This window comes from Mesorhizobium loti (assembly GCA_014189435.1).
In the GTDB taxonomy this organism is placed as follows: domain Bacteria; phylum Pseudomonadota; class Alphaproteobacteria; order Rhizobiales; family Rhizobiaceae; genus Mesorhizobium; species Mesorhizobium loti_G.
The window spans coordinates 5,810,806-5,827,984 of sequence record CP050293.1; the positions used below are offsets into that span (position 1 = coordinate 5,810,806).

Genomic DNA, 17,179 nt, shown 5'->3' on the forward strand with positions numbered 1-17,179 from the left:
TCATGTTTTTGGATGAAGCGTGATCTCTGGACGAACGGAACCGTTCGTCTGAGAAAACCGGTTCCCACTTTTCGGGATCATGCTTCGGCCGGCAGCGTCACGACAAAGCGCGCGCCCTTGATCTCGCCGGGTTTGGTGCCGGGGATGTTCTCGGCGGTCAACGTGCCGCCATGAGCCTCGACGATCTGCCTGGATATCGACAGGCCAAGGCCCGAATTCTGCCCAAACGCCTCGCCGGCCGGCCGGTCGGTGTAGAAGCGTTCGAAGATGCGGTCGATGTTGTCGGCGCGGATGCCTGGACCATTGTCGTCGATGGTGACGATGTTGAACTTGCCGGCGCGCGCCAGCGACAGGCTGATGTGGCCATGGTCCTCGGGAACGAAGGAACGGGCGTTCTCGATCAAATTGGTGATGACCTGGCCGATGCGCAGATCATGGCCGACGACAACATAGCCTTTGACGCCCTGCGGCAGTTTGGCGACCTTGAACTCGATCTCGACCGCCTTCTTGTTGCGCGTGGCTTCACGCGAAACGGCGACCAGATCGGTGATGAATTTCTTCAGATCGACCGTCCCGGCATCCTCGCGCGCGAGTTCCGCATCAAGGCGTGAAGCGTCGGAAATATCGGTGATGAGCCGGTCCAGCCGCCTGACATCGTGCTGGATGATGTCCATCAGCCGGCCGCGCGAATCGTCGTTCTTGGCCAGCGGCAGGGTTTCCACCGCGCTGCGCAGCGATGTCAGCGGGTTCTTCAATTCATGCGACACGTCGGCCGCGAAGCTTTCTATCGCCTCGATGCGCGCGTAGAGCGCGTTGGTCATGTCGCGTATGGCGATCGACAGATTGCCGATCTCGTCCTGGCGGTCGGAAAAGTCGGGGATTTCCTCACGGCTCTTGACGCCGCGCCGCACCCGCACCGCAGCCGCCGACAGCCGGCGCAGCGGATTGGCGATGGTGGAGGCGAGCAGCATCGACAGGATGGCGGTGACCAGCGCCGCGATGCCGAAGACGCGCAGGATCGCCTTGCGTTCGGCGGCGACGATCTTGTCGATGTCGCCGCCTTCGGTCGACAGCATCAGCACGCCGAGCACGGCGCGGAAACGCTGGATCGGCACCGCCACCGAAACGATCTGCTCGCCCTGTTCGGAGATGCGCACGATGGTCGACGGGCTGCCGGTAAGCGCCTTGACCACTTCCGGGAAAGTGGCGCCATTGCCGCCCGGCTGCTCGTGATAGACCGGCAGCTCGGTGTTACGGAAGAAATCGAAGACGAATTTCTGGATGCGCTCGACCAGATCGGGCTCTTCCTCGTCGACCGGCGGCAGGTCGTAGCGCAGGATCTGGCCGCGCGAATAGAGATGGCGCGAATCGAGCAGCAGATTGGCGTCGCGGTCATAGATGCGGGCACGCGTGCGGGTCGGCGAGATCAGCCTTCTCAGCACCGGCGCGACGCGCTCCGGGTTGATCGGGAAATCGAGATTGTCGAGCTGGTCGGAGCCCGGTCCCAGGCTTTCCCCGGCCTGCAGCTCGAGCAGCTTTTCCGGGTCGATGCTGATCGAATCCGTCTCCACCGTCGCCGACGCGGCGATGGCACCGGCGATGATCTCGCCCTGGGTCATCAGGCTTTCGACGCGGGCGTCGATCAGCCCGTCGCGGAAGGTGTTGAGATAGAGGATGCCGGTCACCAGGACGGCAAGGCCGGCAAGGTTGAGGAAGAGGATACGCCGCGTCAGGCTGGAAAAGATATGATGGCCGAGGAAGCGACGCATCGGCACCGTTATCTTCGACACGAAGGACGGCATGATCCGCGACGGCCGCCTCGAGGCGCCCGCCGGTCTTGTTCGTTGTGCCTCAACTGCCATCGAATAGCAGGCCCTGCTGACTTACGCTTCGCGGAACCGGTATCCGACTCCGTAAAGGGTTTCGATCATCTCGAAGTCGTCGTCGACGGCCTTGAACTTCTTGCGCAGCCGCTTGATGTGGCTGTCGATGGTGCGGTCGTCGACATAGACCTGTTCATCATAAGCCGAATCCATCAGCGCATCACGGCTTTTTACGACACCGGGACGCTGTGCCAGCGAATGCAGGATCAGGAATTCGGTGACGGTGAGCGTCACCGGCTCGCCCTTCCAGGTGCAGGTGTGGCGCTCCTGGTCCATGACGAGCTGGCCACGCTCGAGCGAGCGAGCCTGCTGGCTGGGTGTCTTGGCCGCGGCCTCGCGGGCACTGGCGCGGCGCAGCACGGCGCGCACCCGCTCGACCAGCAGACGCTGCGAGAACGGTTTGCGGATGAAGTCGTCGGCGCCCATCTTGAGGCCGAACAATTCGTCGATCTCGTCGTCCTTGGAGGTCAGGAAGATCACCGGAAGGTCGGACTTCTGGCGCATCCGGCGCAGCAGTTCCATGCCGTCCATGCGCGGCATCTTGATGTCGAGGATGGCAAGATTCGGCGGGCGGGCCGCCAGTCCTTCCAGCGCTGACGCACCATCCGTGTAGGTCTCGACGCGATACCCCTCGGATTCGAGGGCGATCGACACCGATGTCAGAATGTTGCGGTCGTCATCGACAAGCGCGATTGTTGCCATTTCAAGCGGCTCCCTCATGAGCTGTCCCTTCTTTCGTAGAGAAGGGGCTTTTGCAGGACAAATTAGGTACAAAATGTGGCATAGGCCTTGTCCGCTGTCACGCGCGGCATGCCGGCGGCCACAATCCTACCTCGATATGGATTGGACGAACGAACATCGCCAATCCTTTGGGCAACCGCGAAACTTTTTGCACATATAAACGATTTAAACAACTTTCAAAATATTTAAATCGATTAATGATTTGATATCATTTGGCTTTTCTGGTTCTGACCATCTCAGCCTGCGGTGCGGGCATGCCGGAAACGTACCGGCAAAGATGCGGCAAATCCAAGAAGGGACACCCATGTCGGAAGTCGGCAAACGCAATTCCGCCTGCGCGATCGATCATATCGGCCTGAAAACCACCGGCGTGGTGCGTTATAATTTCGGTGCGGCTGCTCTTTATGAGGAATCGATCCGGCGCGGCGAAGCCCGGTTGACCGCACATGGCGCGCTGGTCGCTGAGACCGGCCAGCACACCGGCCGCTCGCCCAAGGACAAGTTCGTCGTCCGCGATAGCGCCACAGAACCGCATATCTGGTGGGACAACAACAAGGCGATCTCGCCGGCCCAGTTCGACACGCTGCTTGCCGATTTCCGCGCGCATGCCGCCGACAAGGATCTTTACGTCCAGGATCTGGTCGGCGGCGCCGATGCGGAGCTGAAGCTGCCCACCAGGGTGATCACCGAATTTGCCTGGCACTCGCTGTTCATCCGCAATCTGCTCATCCGTCCGGATGCCGCCGAGCTCGGGCATTTCGTGCCTGACATGACGATCATCGACCTGCCGTCCTTCCGCGCCGATCCGGTACGCCACGGCAGCCGCACCGAAACGGTGATCGCCGTGGATCTTTCGCGCAAGATCGTGCTGATCGGCGGCACCTCCTATGCCGGCGAGATGAAGAAGTCGGTGTTCACCATGCTCAACTATCTGTTGCCGGCGAAAGGTGTGATGCCGATGCATTGCTCGGCCAATGAGGGTGCGGCTGGCGACGCCGCCATCTTCTTCGGCCTGTCGGGCACCGGCAAGACGACACTGTCGGCCGATCCCTCGCGCACGCTGATCGGCGACGACGAGCATGGCTGGGGACCGCACGGCATCTTCAATTTCGAAGGCGGCTGCTACGCCAAGACGATCAAGCTGTCGGCGGAAGCCGAGCCGGAAATCTTTGCCACCACTCAGCGCTTCGGCACCGTGCTGGAAAATGTCGTGCTCGACGCTGATGGCGTGCCGGATTTCAACGACGGAAGGCTGACCGAAAACACACGCTGCGCCTACCCGCTGGATTTCATCCCCAACGCCAGCAAGACGGGACGCGCCAATCATCCGAAGAACATCATCATGCTGACCGCCGATGCCTTCGGCGTGATGCCGCCGATCGCGCGACTGACCCCGGCGCAGGCGATGTATCATTTCCTCTCCGGCTACACCGCCAAGGTGGCCGGAACCGAAAAGGGCGTGACCGAGCCCGAAGCGACGTTTTCGACCTGTTTCGGCGCGCCGTTCATGCCGCGCCATCCATCGGAATACGGCAATCTGCTGCGCGAACTGATTGCCCGCCACGATGCCGATTGCTGGCTGGTCAACACCGGCTGGACCGGCGGCGCCTACGGCACCGGCAAGCGCATGCCGATCAAGGCGACGCGGGCCTTGCTTGCGGCCGCGCTTGACGGCTCGCTGAAGACGGCCGAGTTCCGCACCGATGCCCATTTCGGTTTCGAGGTGCCGGTGGCGGTTCGAGGCGTCGACAGCGCCATTCTCGACCCGCGCTCGACCTGGGCCGACAAGGCCGGATATGACCGGCAGGCGGCAAGGCTGGTCGGCATGTTCGCCGTCAACTTCGAGAAGTTCGAAAGCCATGTCGACGCCGTGGTGCTGGGTGCCGCGCCGCGCATGCAGGAAGCGGCGGAGTAATCGCGCCATCGGGCTCGGCTGTCGTTGAAAGGCCCGGTTTCGATCGGGCCTTTTCTTTTTCGATCCGCCGCGCCATGACTGCGGCATGGCGAGCGACGACAACATTATCATATCAGGCGACGCGGTGATCTACCCGGGCGACTTGCACGAGGATTTCATCCGCTCGTCGGGTCCCGGCGGCCAGAACGTCAACAAGGTGGCGACAGCGGTGCAACTGCGCTTCGACGCGGCCAACGCAGCGGGTCTGTCCGAGCGCGTGCGCGAGCGGACGATCAAGCTTGCCGGCCAGCGCGCCACCAAGGACGGTGTCATCGTCATCGAGGCCGGCCGCTTCCGCACCCAGGAACAGAACCGGGCGGACGCCCGGGCACGGCTTACGGCACTGGTCGCCAAGGCCGCCGAACCGCCGCCGCCGCCGCGTAAGAAGACGCGGCCGTCGAAAGGCGCGGTGGAGCGGCGGCTGAAGAGCAAGGCCGGACGCGGCACGATCAAGAAACTGCGCGGCCGGGTGGAGAACGATTAAGCACCACACCAATCACGCGCACAAAACGGCTTCCCATTTCGCATCGCAGATGCAAGGTTCCACCTTGCCACAGCAAGGGAGACCAAAGATGGGCATGTTCGATTTCGTCAAGAGCGTCGGCAAGAAACTGGGCATCGGCGGTGACGAAGAAGCCGCACCGACGGCCGACACACTCAAGAAGGAACTCGATTCGCACAAGCTCGGCACTGATGGCGTCGAGGTCGTCGTCAAGGGCGACACGGCGGTGCTGAAGGGCGTGGTCAAGGACCAGTCGATCTTCGAAAAGGCGGTCATCGCCGTCGGCAACACGCTCGGCGTCTCCAAGGTGCAGGCGGACGAGTTGCAGGTCGCGCCTGAGGCCGGCGCGGCCGCTGCCCCGGCCAAGGAGCCAACCTTCTACACAGTCCAGAAGGGCGACAATCTCTGGAAGATCGCCGAGAAGAGCTACGGCAAGGGCAAGGGCACGAAGAACACGGCCATCTTCGAGGCCAACAAGCCGATGCTGACCCATCCCGACAAGATCTATCCGGGCCAGGTGCTGCGCATTCCAGATCTCGCCTGATCGGGGTGATTGCCAATTTGCCAAGAGCAATTCCAGGAAAAGTGTGAAGACGGTTTTCCCGGGAAAAGCGCATAGCGCTTTCCCTTGGTAATTGTGTCAAACAAAGCGGTGGAACGGCGGCTTTCGGGTCGCCGTTTTCATTTGGCGATGGCATGCTTGGCTTTTGACGAACGGATCAAGCGACCAATCTCATGCTCGTCCTGCCCAAAGGCGTCCGCCACATGCCGGCCTACCTGTCACGCAGCGTGCAGGAAGCGCTGGTCGAAGAGGTGAGAAGCATTGTGCAGCAGGCGCCGCTGTTCGTGCCGGCCATGCCGCGCACGGGCAAGGAGATGAGCGTGCGCATGACCAATTGCGGCCCGCTCGGCTGGGTCACCGACAAGGAACAGGGCTATCGCTACCAGCCGACGCACCCGGCGACCGGAGCGCCGTGGCCACCAATCCCGGAGGCGTTGCTCGAGCTGTGGCGGCAGGTCTCGGGCTACCCCAATCCGCCGGAAGCGTGCCTGATCAATTTCTACACGCCGGACGCAAAAATGGGCCTGCATCAGGACCGCGACGAGGCCGACTTTTCGGCGCCGGTGGTTTCCGTCTCATTGGGCGACGATTGCCTGTTCAGGGTCGGCCAGACGACGCGTGAGGGGGCGACCCGGTCGTTTCGACTGAAAAGCGGCGACGTCGTGGTGCTCGGCGGCGAGGGCCGCCTGTGCTTCCACGGCGTCGATCGAATCTACCCCTCGACCTCGGCGCTGCTGAAAAATGGCGGACGGATCAATCTGACGCTGCGACGGGTGACGAAGCCAGCCGTCACAGCTTCCTGAGCGCCACTTCCTCGATCAGATGATCGGCACCCTTGCGCAGGATCAAGTCGGCGCGGGCCCGTGTCGGCAGGATGTTCTCGCGCAGATTCTTCAGGTTGATGTTGGTCCACAGGCCTTCGGCGATGGCGCGGGCCGAATCCTCCGAGAGCTGCGAGTAGCGGTGAAAGAAGGAGTCCGGATTGCGGAAAGCGGTCTCGCGCAGCCGCATGAAGCGGGAAATGTACCATTCGTGGATCAGCTTCTCGTCGGCATCGATATAGATGGCGAAGTCGAAGAAGTCCGACAGGAAGGGCACGATCTTGCCGTCCTGCGGCAGCTTGCCGGGCTGCAGGACATTGATGCCTTCGAAGATCAGGATGTCGGGCCGGTCGATGGTGACGAACTCGCCGGGAATGACGTCATAGGTCAGGTGCGAATAGACCGGCGCGCGGACATTGGGCAGCGCCGACTTGATGCCCGAGAGGAAACGCAGCAGCGCGCCGACATCATAGCTGTCGGGAAAGCCCTTGCGCTCCATCAGGTTCTCGCGGCGCAGGACCTCGTTGGGCAGCAGGAAACCGTCGGTGGTGATGAGATCGACCTTAGGGCTCGACGGCCAGCGCGCCAGCAGTTCCTTCAGCACGCGCGCCGTGGTCGATTTACCGACCGCGACGGAACCGGCAATGCCGATGATGAAAGGCGTCTTGACGATGTCCACCGCGTTGAAGAAGGCCTGGCGTTGCCGAAACAGCAGCTGGCTCGCTTCGACATGCGCGGACAAAAGCCGCGACAGCGACAGATAGATGCGCTTGACCTCTTCGAGGTCGACCGGATCGTTGAGCGAACGCAGGCGGCGGAATTCATCCGCGCTCAGCGTCAGCGGCGTGTCGGCGCGGAATTGCGACCATTGCTCGGCTGAGAAGAAACGAAAGGGGGAATATTTCTCGGTTGGCGCGAGCTGATCCATCGAGATACCCGCCCTCCTCGCGGTCAGCCCTTGGGCCGTGACGCCTTCTCGGCGATGCCCGAACGCCCGGTGCGGCCTTCGAGTTCCCTAAGCACATCGCTCAACGGAACCCCGGAGAGGCCGAGAACGACGAGCCAATGATATATAAGATCGGCACTTTCCGAAACGAGGGCCGGTTTGTCGCCCTTGACGGCGGCAATCACCGTCTCGACCGCCTCTTCGCCGAGCTTCTGCGCCGCCTTGTCGATGCCGCGCGCGAACAGTTTCGCCGTCCACGAGTCCGGGTCGCCGGAATGCGCGCGTTCCCCGATGATTGTCTCCAGGTCGGAGAGCGAAAATTCAGCCATGGCGCCTAGAGCCTTTTTCTTAGCCGGAAGCCTCTAGGGCCGATCGCCTGAGGAGTCCAGCCGCATCGGCAGCCCCGCGGCGGCCATATGCGCCTTGGCTTGCGCTATCGTGTAGGTGCCGAAGTGGAAGATCGACGCCGCCAGCACCGCGCCGGCGTGGCCATCGCGAATGCCTTCGACCATGTGGTCGAGCGTGCCGACACCGCCGGAAGCGATCACCGGCGCGCGCACCGCATCTGCAATCGCGCGGGTCAGCGCGATGTCGTAGCCGGCCTTGGTGCCATCACGATCCATCGACGTCAGCAGGATCTCGCCGGCGCCGCGATCGACCATCTGGCGCGCGAATTCGACCGCGTCGATGCCGGTCTTCTCACGCCCGCCATGGGTGAAGATTTCCCAGCGATCGGCCTCGCCGGCGCCAGACACTTTCTTGGCGTCGATGGCGACGACGATGCACTGGTTGCCGAACTTGTCGGCGGCTTCCGCGACGAAATCCGGATTCTTCACCGCCGCCGTGTTGATCGACACCTTGTCGGCACCGGCCAGCAGCAGCTTCCTGATATCGGCGACCTGGCGCACGCCGCCGCCGACGGTCAGCGGCATGAAGCATTGCTCGGCGGTGCGGGCGATGACGTCGAAGATGGTCTCGCGATTGTCGGACGAAGCGGTGATGTCGAGGAAGCAGAGCTCGTCGGCACCGGCCGCATCATAGGCCTTGGCCGCCTCGACCGGATCGCCGGCGTCGATGAGATCGACGAAGTTGACGCCCTTGACGACGCGACCGTTCTTGACGTCTAGGCAGGGGATGACACGGGCTTTCAGCATCACCTTCCCTCTATCGTGGCGATGAGATCGTTGAGCAACTGGCCGACCAGCGGCGGAACATCGGACTGCCCGTCGAAAGCCGGATCATAGGCGGAGACGGTGATGCCGACGACCGGCACCGCAAGCGCCATGGCGCAAGCCGCGTCGCGCAACTGTTCCGGGCTCGGCCCACCTGATGTGACGTAGCGGTTGGCCTGCAAGTCCTGGGGATCGTGCACGTCTAGATCGAGATGCATGTGCACGCGCTTGGCGCCGGCGACCTTCAGTCTTTCGGTCGCCTGGGCTACCCCGGAGCATTCCGTCCGGACGATCGGCAATGTCTCGAGAAGCTGTTTTTCAGCCGCATCGAGATCTCGGGCGTTGACGAGCACGCAGCGCGACGGATCGATCGGCTTGAAGCCGGGAATGGCTGATGCCATCGGACGCCAACACAGGCCGAGCACTGTCGCCAGCGCCATGCCGTCGAGAAAGCCGTAGATGGATGTCTCGGGCGTGTTGAGGTCGCCATGCTGGTCGGCCCAGATGATCGCATCGGCGGCTTCGCCGGCGACAGCACCTGCACTGGTCAGGCAATTTCCGGCAAGGACGATTGGAAACCGACCGGCGTCACGAGCAAGGCGAACCTCGGCCGCAACCGCATTGCAGACGGCAAAGCCGGTGGCGATCTCGCGCTCCTGGATGTCTCCAACCTTGCCGATGTCTTCCACCGCAACGTCATGGCCAGCCATGGTCAGGGCGTCGACGAGGCCGCCTGATATCAGAGCGTCCGGGCCCTGGCCCATGCCGCCATGATAGTGGCCGCTGTCATAGGAGGCCAGGATGATGGAGATTTTCACGGTCGCGTCTCCGCCGCTGGCCGGCCTTGCAGGATCGCCAGGGCCTCCGCCGGATCGATGCGGCCATCGTAGAGCGCGCGGCCCGAAATCGCGCCTTCGAGCTTTTGCGCATCAGGCATGGTCATGCGCACGATGTCGGCGATCGAGGCGAGACCGCCGGAAGCGATGACGGGGATCGACACGGCGTCGGCAAGATCGATGGTGGCGTCCCAGTTGATGCCGGTCAAAACGCCGTCGCGGTCGATATCGGTGTAGATGATGGCGGCGACGCCGGCGCCCTCGAATTTCTTCGCCAGTTCGATGACGCCGAGGCTCGACGCCTCGGCCCAGCCCTCGACGGCCACCTTGCCACCCTTGGCGTCGATGCCGACGGCCACCTTGCCGGGGAATGCCCTGCAGGCCTGCTTGACCAGATCGGGATCGCGCACCGCCACCGTGCCGAGGATGACGCGGGCCAGCCCGCGATCGAGCCAGTCCTCGATCTGCGCCAGCGTGCGGATGCCGCCGCCGAGCTGGACCGGGTTTTTCGTCGCCTTGAGGATGGCGCCGACCGCCGCGCTGTTGACGCTCTGGCCCTGGAAGGCGCCGTTGAGGTCGACGACATGCAGCCATTCGAAGCCCTGTTGCTCGAAGGCTTTGGCTTGGGCCGCCGGGTCGTCATTGTAGATGGTGGCGGTGGCCATGTCGCCGTGCTTGAGGCGCACGCATTGGCCGTCCTTGAGGTCGATGGCGGGGAAAAGGATCATACGTTCAGGCGCCTTCAACGATGACGAAATGGCCTGATGAGGCGGCAAGCCGGAATTTCGAGGCATGCTGATATTCCGGCGAATGATAGCATTCCACCGCCTTGTCGTAGGATTCGAACTCCACCAGGACATGACGATTGCCGGTTGGTCCTTCGGGATTCTCATAGCGCCCGGCGCGCACGGGGAATTTCGCACCGTATTTGGCAAAGGCGACGGCATTCGCCTCGATGTACTGTTTGTAAATTTCGGGATCGCGAACATCGATCATCGCCATCCAGTAACCCTTCTTGCTCATGATTTATCCCTTTGCTTAAGCATGATCTCTTCCGAAAACCGGGGGCCACTTTTCGGGATCATGCTCTAGGGCCTCCAGCGCAGGAAATTGGTGATCAGAGCCAGGCCCAGAGCCTGGCTCTTTTCCGGATGGAACTGCGTGCCGACGAGATTGTCGCGGGCGACGGTCGCCGTCACCGGACCGCCATAGTCGGCAACCGCCAGGACTTCGTCCGCCTTGCGCGCATCAAGATGGTAGGAATGGACGAAATAGGCGTGCAGCCCGCTTGCGCCGGTCGGAATGCCGGCAAACAGCGGATGCTGGCGCTTGAGCTCGATCGTGTTCCAGCCGATCTGCGGGATTTTCAGCGCCGGATCGGCCGGCGTGATCTCCTTGACGTCGCCTGATATCCAGCCGAAGCCTTTGGTAATGGTCTTTTCCAGGCCGCGCTCAGACATCAGCTGCATGCCGACGCAGATGCCCAGGAACGGCCGGCCCTTGGAGATGGCCACCTCCTCGACCGCTTCCCACATGCCATCGACAGCATGCAAGCCGGCCGCGCAGTCGGCATAGGCGCCGACGCCGGGCAGCACGATGCGGTCGGCCGTGCGCACCCGTTCGGCATCCGATGTCAGGTCGATATCAGCCGATATGCCGGCTTCACGCGCGGCGCGTTCGAAAGCCTTGGTGGCCGAGCGCAGATTGCCTGAGCCGTAGTCGATGATCGCAACCCGCATGTCAGCTTCTTCCCGGGATGTGGGTCAGCCCTAGCGCCATGCCCATCTGCGCGGGCCGCGCCAAGGCAGCGTCAGGGACGATGCGCTGCGTCGGCGCAGCCTCATCGGCAAGCGCTTCCGCCTCCAGCGCATAGCGTATATCGGCATCGTCAAGCCTGCCGGCCTGAACCGCGCCCCATTCGTGCCAGCCGCGCCGGCGAAGTGCTGCGATGCGCAGCCCCTGGCCTTCCAGGCCGACATAGAGCGAAACCAGCAGCGACAGCAGCGAGCCGGCCAGTCCAAGGCCGAGCTTCTGGCCAAGCATCGAGAGTAGGCCCATGACGACGAAGGCAAGCGCTGCTTCGATCCACAGCCGATGCCAGGCGAACCACAGTGGCGGCACCAGGAAACCGAGCCAGGTGAAGCCATCGCGGACCAAGGCCGTTGCATCGACCTTCCCGCTGCGGCCGGGCGGTTCCATCACGACATAGATGGCCATGACCTTACCCCTTCAACGATCCCTTGGTGGAAGGAACCGCGTCCGGCTGGCGCGGATCGCGTTCGAGAGCCGCGCGCAGCGCACGCGCCACCGCCTTGAAGCAGGTCTCGGCGATATGGTGGTTGTTGGCGCCATAGTGATTGGTGACATGCAGCGTGATGCCGGCATTCTGTGCCAGCGCCTGGAAGAACTCGCGCACCAGTTCGGTGTCGAACGTGCCGATCTTCGGCGACGAGAAAGAGACGTTCCAGACCAGGAACGGACGCCCAGACACGTCGATCGCCGCGCGCGTCAGAGTCTCGTCCATGGCAAGGTCGATCGAGGCATAGCGCATGATGCCGCGCCGCTCGCCGAGTGCCTTGGCCAGCGCCTGGCCGAGCGCGATGCCGGTGTCCTCGACCGTGTGGTGGTCATCGATGTGCAGGTCGCCCTTGGCCCTGACCGTCATGTCGATCAGCGAATGGCGCGACAGCTGGTCCAGCATATGGTCGAAGAAACCGACCCCCGTGGCGATGTCCGACTTGCCGGAGCCGTCGACATGGACCGACACGGAGATGTCGGTTTCCTTGGTCTTGCGGCTTGCTTCGGCGGAACGGGGCGGCATCACTCTATCCTTGTCCCAGAGGTTCACATCGTGACCGGCTCAGAGGCTTCAAGCGCTCGCGGGCTTGAAAACGAAAGCCTTCTAGCAGCATGGTCCGGCGATTGCCAGTTGCCTCTGACAGCGGTATCGGCCTTGCCAGAGAGGCGATTTGCAATCACCGGCCCCATGCATACATATGGCCGATCAAAGTTACTCGTACCGCGCCAATCGCCTTTTTGGGATAGCGCTGCTCGGAGCCGGGAAATGTCCAATGAACTGACCATGCACGCCACGACCATCGTGACGGTGCGCAAGGGCAACAAGGTGGTGATCGCCGGCGACGGCCAGGTCAGCCTTGGCCAGACCATCATGAAGGGCAACGCCAAAAGGTGCGCCGCATCGGCAAGGGCGGCAATGTGATCGCCGGTTTCGCCGGCGCCACCGCCGACGCCTTCACGCTGCTGGAGCGACTCGAGGCTAAGCTCGAACAATATCCCGACCAGCTGACACGCGCCTGCGTCGAGCTCGCCAAGGACTGGCGCACCGACCGCTACCTGCGCCGGCTGGAAGCGATGATGCTGGTTGCCGACAAGTCGGTCTCGCTGGCGCTGACCGGCACCGGCGACGTGCTCGAACCCGAATTTGGCGTCATGGCCATCGGTTCGGGCGGCAATTACGCGCTGGCGGCGGCGCGCGCGCTGATGGACACCGACAAGGACGCCGAGGAGATCGCCCGCAAGGCAATGCAGATCGCCTCCGATATCTGCGTCTACACCAACAACAGTTTCGTCATCGAAACGCTCGATGCCGCCTGAGCAAGCTATGCTCTACGATTTTCGGCCGGTGACCGAGAAAGACCTGCCGATGATCGCCGGCTGGCTGGCCGAGCCGCATGTTGCCGAGTGGTGGGACGATCCCGAGACGGAAATCGCCGGGATTCGCGAGCACATCGACAGCATTTCCGTCGAGCCGCTGATCGTCGAGCTCGACGGCAAGCCGATCGCCTATCTGCAAAGCTACGATCCGCATCTGGAAGACGACCATCCCTATGCCGACCAGCCGTTCGGCACGCTGGGCATCGACCTGTCGATCGGCCGGCCGGAGCTGATCGGGCTCGGCCATGGCTCCGCGATCGTGCACCAGTTCGTCGAACAGCTGTTCGAGGAGGGTGTGCCGCGCGTCATCATCGACCCGCATCCAGACAACGGACGCGCCATTCGCGCCTATGAAAAGGCCGGCTTTGTTGCCTTTGACACCAGAACAACGGAATACGGGCCAGCCCTGATGATGGCGTGCGAAGCACCGCAGGAGGCCTGTTGATCAGCGCCGAAACACTCGACAAGGCAATCGCGAAAGGTTTGATCTCGCAGACCCTGCGCGATCAGCTGGAGGCCATGGAGCGCGGCACCGCTCTCGCCCCCGAGACCAGGCGCGCCGATGACGAGGGTGACGAGGAAAACCTGCGGCTGGTCGGCGGCGGCAACGATCTGTTCGTCACCGTGGGAACCGTTCTGCTCAGCGCCGGCTTCTTCTTTGTCCTCACCACCTTGCTTCCAGGCCAGACATTCTGGATCGCCGGCATCCTCGCGGTTTTCGCCTGGGGGCTCGCCGAAATTGTCACGCGTCAGCACCGGATGAAATTATCGTCGTCCGTGCTTGCCCTGATTTTCATGGCCGCCATTCTGGCCGCTCTGGCGCTGCAAGTGGAGGCCAGCTTCGGCATACGCAAGCCGGAGACTATCTGGCAGCTATTGGCGTTGCGCCAGACGGCGTCCCGGGCCGGATATCTGTTCCGATTGCGCCGCCGCGCCTTGAAGATGTTCCCGAATTGCTCCGCGCGGCACTTTACATGCCGCTGGTCTGCGGCCTGATCGTGTTCGCAACGGGTGTAGCTTTTGACATTTACGATAGGGATCGACGCAAGATCTGGTCCGACTGCGCTTTCTGGCTGCATGTCGTCTCGGCGCCCATGCTGGTGCATCCGCTCTTTATCATGGCAACCGGCCAGAACGTCGTATTCGGACACATCGCGCCGAATGCCAACGCAACCATCATGCTGACGATTCTGATCCTTGGCTTCCTCTATGTCGCGCTTGCCATAGACCGCCGTTCGCTTCTGGTTCCTACATTGGCTTACTTCGGTTCGCTGGGCATCTATTATCTGGTGAATTCCGCCTCCGATTCGACGGGCATCCCGCCTTTTGCCTTGATCCTGGTCGTTGTTGGCGCGCTGATTATTCTGTTCGGGGCTGGCTGGCAGCGTATCCGGCGGATTGTCGTTAAACCGACCTTGCCGGCGGCCGTGATCCGCCGGCTACCGCCGCTGAAGGCGTGACGGGCTTTGTGATGGTCGAGACTGCGACGCGGAAGAGGGGCAATAGGGCATGAATGCATCGGGCGACGACAAAAGCTATTCGGCCTACGAGGACAGCTGGCGGATGGGGCTTCTGCTCGTCCTTGCCCTGATCATCTTCCAGGCGGGGGCACTCTACGGCATGGGCCGAACGCCGATCTGCACCTGCGGCTATGTCAAACTCTGGCATGGAGTCGTGCAGAGTTCGGAGAATTCCCAGCACATTTCGGACTGGTACACGTTCTCGCACATCATCCACGGCTTCCTGTTCTATGCCCTGGCGCGATTCCTGTTCCCGCGCTCGCCGATCGGCTTGAGGCTGGCATTCGCCGTCCTCATCGAGGGCGGCTGGGAACTGCTCGAGAACAGCCCGTTCATCATCGACCGCTACCGCGCCGGCACCATCTCGCTCGATTATTACGGCGACAGCATCATCAATTCGGTCTCCGACACACTGGCCATGGTGCTGGGATTTGTGATGGCGCGAAGGCTACCTATATGGGTGATCGTCAGCCTCGCCATCCTCTTCGAACTTGGTACTGGCTATCTCATCCGGGACAATCTGACACTCAACGTGATCATGCTGCTGCATCCGTTCGAGGCCATCAAGCAGTGGCAAAGTGGAATTTAGTGACATGACGACATTTTCTCCCCGCGAAATCGTTTCGGAACTCGACCGCTTCATCATCGGCCAGAAGGACGCCAAGCGCGCCGTGGCCATCGCCTTGCGCAACCGCTGGCGCCGCCAGCAGCTGGAAGGCCAGATGCGCGAAGAGGTGATGCCGAAGAACATCCTGATGATCGGCCCGACCGGCGTCGGCAAGACCGAGATCTCGCGCCGCCTGGCGCGGCTCGCCGGTGCGCCCTTCGTCAAGGTCGAGGCGACCAAGTTCACCGAAGTCGGCTATGTCGGCCGCGATGTCGAGCAGATCATCCGCGACCTTGTCGAGATCGCTATCGGCCTGGTGCGCGAGAAGATGCGCGAGGACGTCAAGGCGCGCGCCCACATCAACGCCGAGGAACGGGTGCTGGAAGCGCTGGTCGGCAAGACGGCGAGCCCGGCCACCCGCGACTCGTTCCGCAAGAAATTGCGCGACGGCGAACTCGACGACAAGGAAATCGAGGTCGAGGTCGCCGACACCGGCACGGGCGGCATGCCCGGTTTCGAGATCCCCGGCATGCCGGGCGCCAATATCGGCGTGCTCAACATCAACGACATGCTGTCGAAGGCGATGGGCGGCAAGAAGACCAAGACGCGCAAGACGACGGTGAAGGAATCCTACGACCTGCTGGTCAACGACGAGTCCGACAAGCTGCTCGACCAGGACGAGGTGGTGCGCCGGGCGCTCGATGCGACGGAGAATGACGGCATCGTCTTCCTCGACGAGATCGACAAGATCGCGTCGCGTGAAGGCGGCATGGGCGCCGGCGTTTCTCGCGAAGGCGTGCAGCGCGACCTGCTGCCGCTGATCGAAGGCACCACGGTGGCGACCAAATACGGACCGCTGAAGACCGACCACATATTGTTCATCGCGTCGGGTGCGTTCCACGTCTCGAAGCCGTCAGACCTGTTGCCGGAATTGCAGGGCCGCCTGCCGATCCGCGTCGAGCTGCGGGCGCTGGAGAAGGACGATTTCGTCCGCATCCTGACCGAGACAGAAGCCAGCCTGATCAAGCAGTATATCGCTTTGATGAAGACCGAAGGCGTCGACCTGACCTTCACCGACGACGCCATCGATTCGCTGGCCGGCATCGCCGTCGACCTCAACGCCAGCGTCGAGAACATCGGTGCCCGGCGGCTGCAGACGGTGATGGAGCGGGTGCTGGACGAGATCTCCTATGACGCGCCCGACCGCAACGGCACGGCAGTCACGATCGATGCCGCCTATGTGGAAAAGCATGTCGGCGACCTCTCCAGGAATACCGACCTGTCGCGGTTCATCCTTTGAGAAAAGGCGGCGGCGGACAAGGCTGTTGACTCAAAAACGGCCAAGGCGAGGATCGAGCAATTCATGGACGTTGTTGGCGCCTCGTACGTGCCGCCAAGCCATCCAGAATAAGCGTCAGCCCCGCCTCGAACGCCGCCGCATGATCCATCTGCGGGACGTCGACGGTGCGGTTCGTATTGGCGGCGAGACTGGCCTCGGCCTGTTCCTCTAGCACGCTGCCGACCGTGAAGCGGCTGGCGGCAAGCATCGCCATCTTGGCGTCCTGCTCAGGCACCCCGGACGCGACCAGAAACGCAATCTTGTGTGTAATTCGGTCGATGTCTGCCGCGCCCGGGCGGGTTCCGGCGTGGAGTCGTGCGCCGTCGCGGCGCATCAGCAGCGTTCGCCGGAAGCTGCGCGTGTTGTCGGCGAACCAGTCATGCCAATTATCGGATGGCATCGGAAGCCGAGCGGTCGCATGGGACGCCATGGCGGTTTCTGCCATGGCCGCCAGCAGTTCCTCCTTTTTTCGGAAATGCCAGTACAGCGACGGCTGCTCGACACGCAGCCGCTTCGCCAGTTGCCTGGTGCTGATGGCATCCAGGCCAACCTCGTCGAGCAGTTCCAGTGCTTCGGCAATCACGATTTCACGGTTCAGTTTTGTCATCTTGACAATCTATC

21 protein-coding genes and 1 pseudogene are annotated in these 17,179 nt (G+C 62.5%); 10 read left to right on the forward strand and 12 right to left on the reverse strand.

The genetic code is table 11. The features are described from left to right. Positions 1–77: 77 nt before the first annotated feature. A complete protein-coding gene (locus tag HB777_27745; GenBank protein ID QND67346.1) occupies positions 78–1,862 on the reverse strand; it encodes a HAMP domain-containing protein in 1,785 nt (594 codons plus the stop codon). Positions 1,863–1,883: 21 nt separating this feature from the next. Continuing rightward, positions 1,884–2,585, reverse strand: coding sequence for a response regulator transcription factor (locus HB777_27750; GenBank protein QND67347.1), 702 nt, complete (start codon positions 2,583–2,585; stop codon positions 1,884–1,886). 343 nt (positions 2,586–2,928) lie between these two features. Between HB777_27750 and HB777_27755 the strand changes: the two genes are divergently transcribed. The 4 genes from HB777_27755 (at position 2,929) to HB777_27770 (ending at position 6,445) form a co-directional block, all read left to right on the forward strand. Then, positions 2,929–4,539 (forward strand): phosphoenolpyruvate carboxykinase, encoded by a 1,611-nt coding sequence (locus HB777_27755; protein ID QND67348.1) that lies wholly within the window; start codon positions 2,929–2,931, stop codon positions 4,537–4,539. An 85-nt stretch (positions 4,540–4,624) separates the two neighbouring features. Beyond that, positions 4,625–5,062: an aminoacyl-tRNA hydrolase gene (gene arfB, locus HB777_27760; GenBank protein ID QND67349.1), complete on the forward strand. Its 438-nt coding sequence runs from the start codon at positions 4,625–4,627 to the stop codon at positions 5,060–5,062. 88 nt (positions 5,063–5,150) lie between these two features. Beyond that, positions 5,151–5,624, forward strand: coding sequence for a peptidoglycan-binding protein LysM (lysM, locus tag HB777_27765; GenBank protein QND67350.1), 474 nt, complete (start codon positions 5,151–5,153; stop codon positions 5,622–5,624). A gap of 191 nt (positions 5,625–5,815) precedes the next feature. Next, positions 5,816–6,445 carry an alpha-ketoglutarate-dependent dioxygenase AlkB gene (locus HB777_27770; protein QND67351.1) on the forward strand — a complete coding sequence of 210 codons (630 nt, stop codon included), beginning with the start codon at positions 5,816–5,818 and terminating at the stop codon, positions 6,443–6,445. Here the strand turns inward: HB777_27770 and HB777_27775 are convergent. From HB777_27775 to hisB, 9 genes are all read right to left on the reverse strand, one after another. Then, positions 6,432–7,391, reverse strand: coding sequence for a type I pantothenate kinase (locus HB777_27775; GenBank protein ID QND67352.1), 960 nt, complete (start codon positions 7,389–7,391; stop codon positions 6,432–6,434). The genes HB777_27770 and HB777_27775 overlap by 14 nt on opposite strands. A gap of 23 nt (positions 7,392–7,414) precedes the next feature. Next, complete coding sequence (locus HB777_27780) at positions 7,415–7,738, reverse strand: phosphoribosyl-ATP diphosphatase (protein ID QND67353.1); 324 nt, start codon at positions 7,736–7,738, stop codon at positions 7,415–7,417. Positions 7,739–7,771: 33 nt separating this feature from the next. Then, positions 7,772–8,566 carry an imidazole glycerol phosphate synthase subunit HisF gene (gene hisF, locus HB777_27785; GenBank protein ID QND67354.1) on the reverse strand — a complete coding sequence of 265 codons (795 nt, stop codon included), beginning with the start codon at positions 8,564–8,566 and terminating at the stop codon, positions 7,772–7,774. Beyond that, a complete protein-coding gene (locus HB777_27790; GenBank protein ID QND67355.1) occupies positions 8,563–9,399 on the reverse strand; it encodes an arginase family protein in 837 nt (278 codons plus the stop codon). Before HB777_27790 ends, hisF begins: the two co-directional genes overlap by 4 nt. After that, entirely contained in the window at positions 9,396–10,145 is a 750-nt protein-coding gene (gene hisA, locus HB777_27795) for a 1-(5-phosphoribosyl)-5-[(5-phosphoribosylamino)methylideneamino]imidazole-4-carboxamide isomerase (protein ID QND67356.1), read from the reverse strand. The genes HB777_27790 and hisA overlap by 4 nt, the downstream gene beginning before the upstream one ends. A gap of 4 nt (positions 10,146–10,149) precedes the next feature. Next, positions 10,150–10,440, reverse strand: a complete 291-nt coding sequence (locus tag HB777_27800; protein QND67357.1) for a DUF1330 domain-containing protein — start codon at positions 10,438–10,440, stop codon at positions 10,150–10,152. Between the two features lie 65 nt (positions 10,441–10,505). Continuing rightward, positions 10,506–11,156, reverse strand: a complete 651-nt coding sequence (gene hisH / locus HB777_27805) for an imidazole glycerol phosphate synthase subunit HisH (protein ID QND67358.1) — start codon at positions 11,154–11,156, stop codon at positions 10,506–10,508. 1 nt (position 11,157) lies between these two features. After that, positions 11,158–11,634: a DUF2628 domain-containing protein gene (locus HB777_27810; protein ID QND67359.1), complete on the reverse strand. Its 477-nt coding sequence runs from the start codon at positions 11,632–11,634 to the stop codon at positions 11,158–11,160. A 4-nt stretch (positions 11,635–11,638) separates the two neighbouring features. Further along, the gene (gene hisB, locus HB777_27815) at positions 11,639–12,238 is read right to left on the reverse strand and encodes an imidazoleglycerol-phosphate dehydratase HisB (GenBank protein ID QND67360.1); all 600 of its coding nucleotides are present in this window, start codon (positions 12,236–12,238) and stop codon (positions 11,639–11,641) included. Positions 12,239–12,481: 243 nt separating this feature from the next. Between hisB and hslV the strand changes: the two are divergent. The 6 genes and pseudogenes from hslV (at position 12,482) to hslU (ending at position 16,519) form a co-directional block, all read left to right on the forward strand. Next, positions 12,482–13,032: pseudogene (gene hslV, locus HB777_27820) on the forward strand (ATP-dependent protease subunit HslV). After that, positions 13,022–13,537 (forward strand): acetyltransferase, encoded by a 516-nt coding sequence (locus HB777_27825; GenBank protein ID QND67361.1) that lies wholly within the window; start codon positions 13,022–13,024, stop codon positions 13,535–13,537. Before hslV ends, HB777_27825 begins: the two are co-directional and overlap by 11 nt. Next, positions 13,534–14,088, forward strand: a complete 555-nt coding sequence (locus tag HB777_27830; protein ID QND67362.1) for a hypothetical protein — start codon at positions 13,534–13,536, stop codon at positions 14,086–14,088. The genes HB777_27825 and HB777_27830 overlap by 4 nt, the downstream gene beginning before the upstream one ends. Beyond that, entirely contained in the window at positions 14,067–14,552 is a 486-nt protein-coding gene (locus HB777_27835) for a hypothetical protein (GenBank protein ID QND67363.1), read from the forward strand. Before HB777_27830 ends, HB777_27835 begins: the two co-directional genes overlap by 22 nt. A gap of 49 nt (positions 14,553–14,601) precedes the next feature. Then, a complete protein-coding gene (locus HB777_27840) occupies positions 14,602–15,201 on the forward strand; it encodes a DUF2585 domain-containing protein (GenBank protein ID QND67364.1) in 600 nt (199 codons plus the stop codon). 4 nt (positions 15,202–15,205) lie between these two features. After that, positions 15,206–16,519 carry an ATP-dependent protease ATPase subunit HslU gene (hslU, locus tag HB777_27845; protein QND67365.1) on the forward strand — a complete coding sequence of 438 codons (1,314 nt, stop codon included), beginning with the start codon at positions 15,206–15,208 and terminating at the stop codon, positions 16,517–16,519. A 61-nt stretch (positions 16,520–16,580) separates the two neighbouring features. Here hslU and HB777_27850 read toward each other — a convergent pair whose 3' ends face one another. After that, positions 16,581–17,165 carry a TetR family transcriptional regulator gene (locus tag HB777_27850; protein ID QND67366.1) on the reverse strand — a complete coding sequence of 195 codons (585 nt, stop codon included), beginning with the start codon at positions 17,163–17,165 and terminating at the stop codon, positions 16,581–16,583. Positions 17,166–17,179: the final 14 nt, after the last annotated feature.

Coding starts and splice junctions, on each gene's coding strand:
- HB777_27800 (QND67357.1), bottom strand. CDS start 10,440: ATGAGCAAGAAGGGTTACTGGATGGCGATGATCGATGTTCGCGATCCC.
- HB777_27745 (QND67346.1), bottom strand. CDS start 1,862: ATGGCAGTTGAGGCACAACGAACAAGACCGGCGGGCGCCTCGAGGCGG.
- hisB (QND67360.1), bottom strand. CDS start 12,238: ATGCCGCCCCGTTCCGCCGAAGCAAGCCGCAAGACCAAGGAAACCGAC.
- HB777_27825 (QND67361.1), top strand. CDS start 13,022: ATGCCGCCTGAGCAAGCTATGCTCTACGATTTTCGGCCGGTGACCGAG.
- HB777_27770 (QND67351.1), top strand. CDS start 5,816: ATGCTCGTCCTGCCCAAAGGCGTCCGCCACATGCCGGCCTACCTGTCA.
- HB777_27810 (QND67359.1), bottom strand. CDS start 11,634: ATGGCCATCTATGTCGTGATGGAACCGCCCGGCCGCAGCGGGAAGGTC.
- hslU (QND67365.1), top strand. CDS start 15,206: ATGACGACATTTTCTCCCCGCGAAATCGTTTCGGAACTCGACCGCTTC.
- HB777_27835 (QND67363.1), top strand. CDS start 14,067: ATGCCGCTGGTCTGCGGCCTGATCGTGTTCGCAACGGGTGTAGCTTTT.
- HB777_27780 (QND67353.1), bottom strand. CDS start 7,738: ATGGCTGAATTTTCGCTCTCCGACCTGGAGACAATCATCGGGGAACGC.
- HB777_27750 (QND67347.1), bottom strand. CDS start 2,585: ATGGCAACAATCGCGCTTGTCGATGACGACCGCAACATTCTGACATCG.
- hisA (QND67356.1), bottom strand. CDS start 10,145: ATGATCCTTTTCCCCGCCATCGACCTCAAGGACGGCCAATGCGTGCGC.
- HB777_27850 (QND67366.1), bottom strand. CDS start 17,165: ATGACAAAACTGAACCGTGAAATCGTGATTGCCGAAGCACTGGAACTG.
- lysM (QND67350.1), top strand. CDS start 5,151: ATGGGCATGTTCGATTTCGTCAAGAGCGTCGGCAAGAAACTGGGCATC.
- HB777_27755 (QND67348.1), top strand. CDS start 2,929: ATGTCGGAAGTCGGCAAACGCAATTCCGCCTGCGCGATCGATCATATC.
- HB777_27840 (QND67364.1), top strand. CDS start 14,602: ATGAATGCATCGGGCGACGACAAAAGCTATTCGGCCTACGAGGACAGC.
- HB777_27775 (QND67352.1), bottom strand. CDS start 7,391: ATGGATCAGCTCGCGCCAACCGAGAAATATTCCCCCTTTCGTTTCTTC.
- arfB (QND67349.1), top strand. CDS start 4,625: ATGGCGAGCGACGACAACATTATCATATCAGGCGACGCGGTGATCTAC.
- hisH (QND67358.1), bottom strand. CDS start 11,156: ATGCGGGTTGCGATCATCGACTACGGCTCAGGCAATCTGCGCTCGGCC.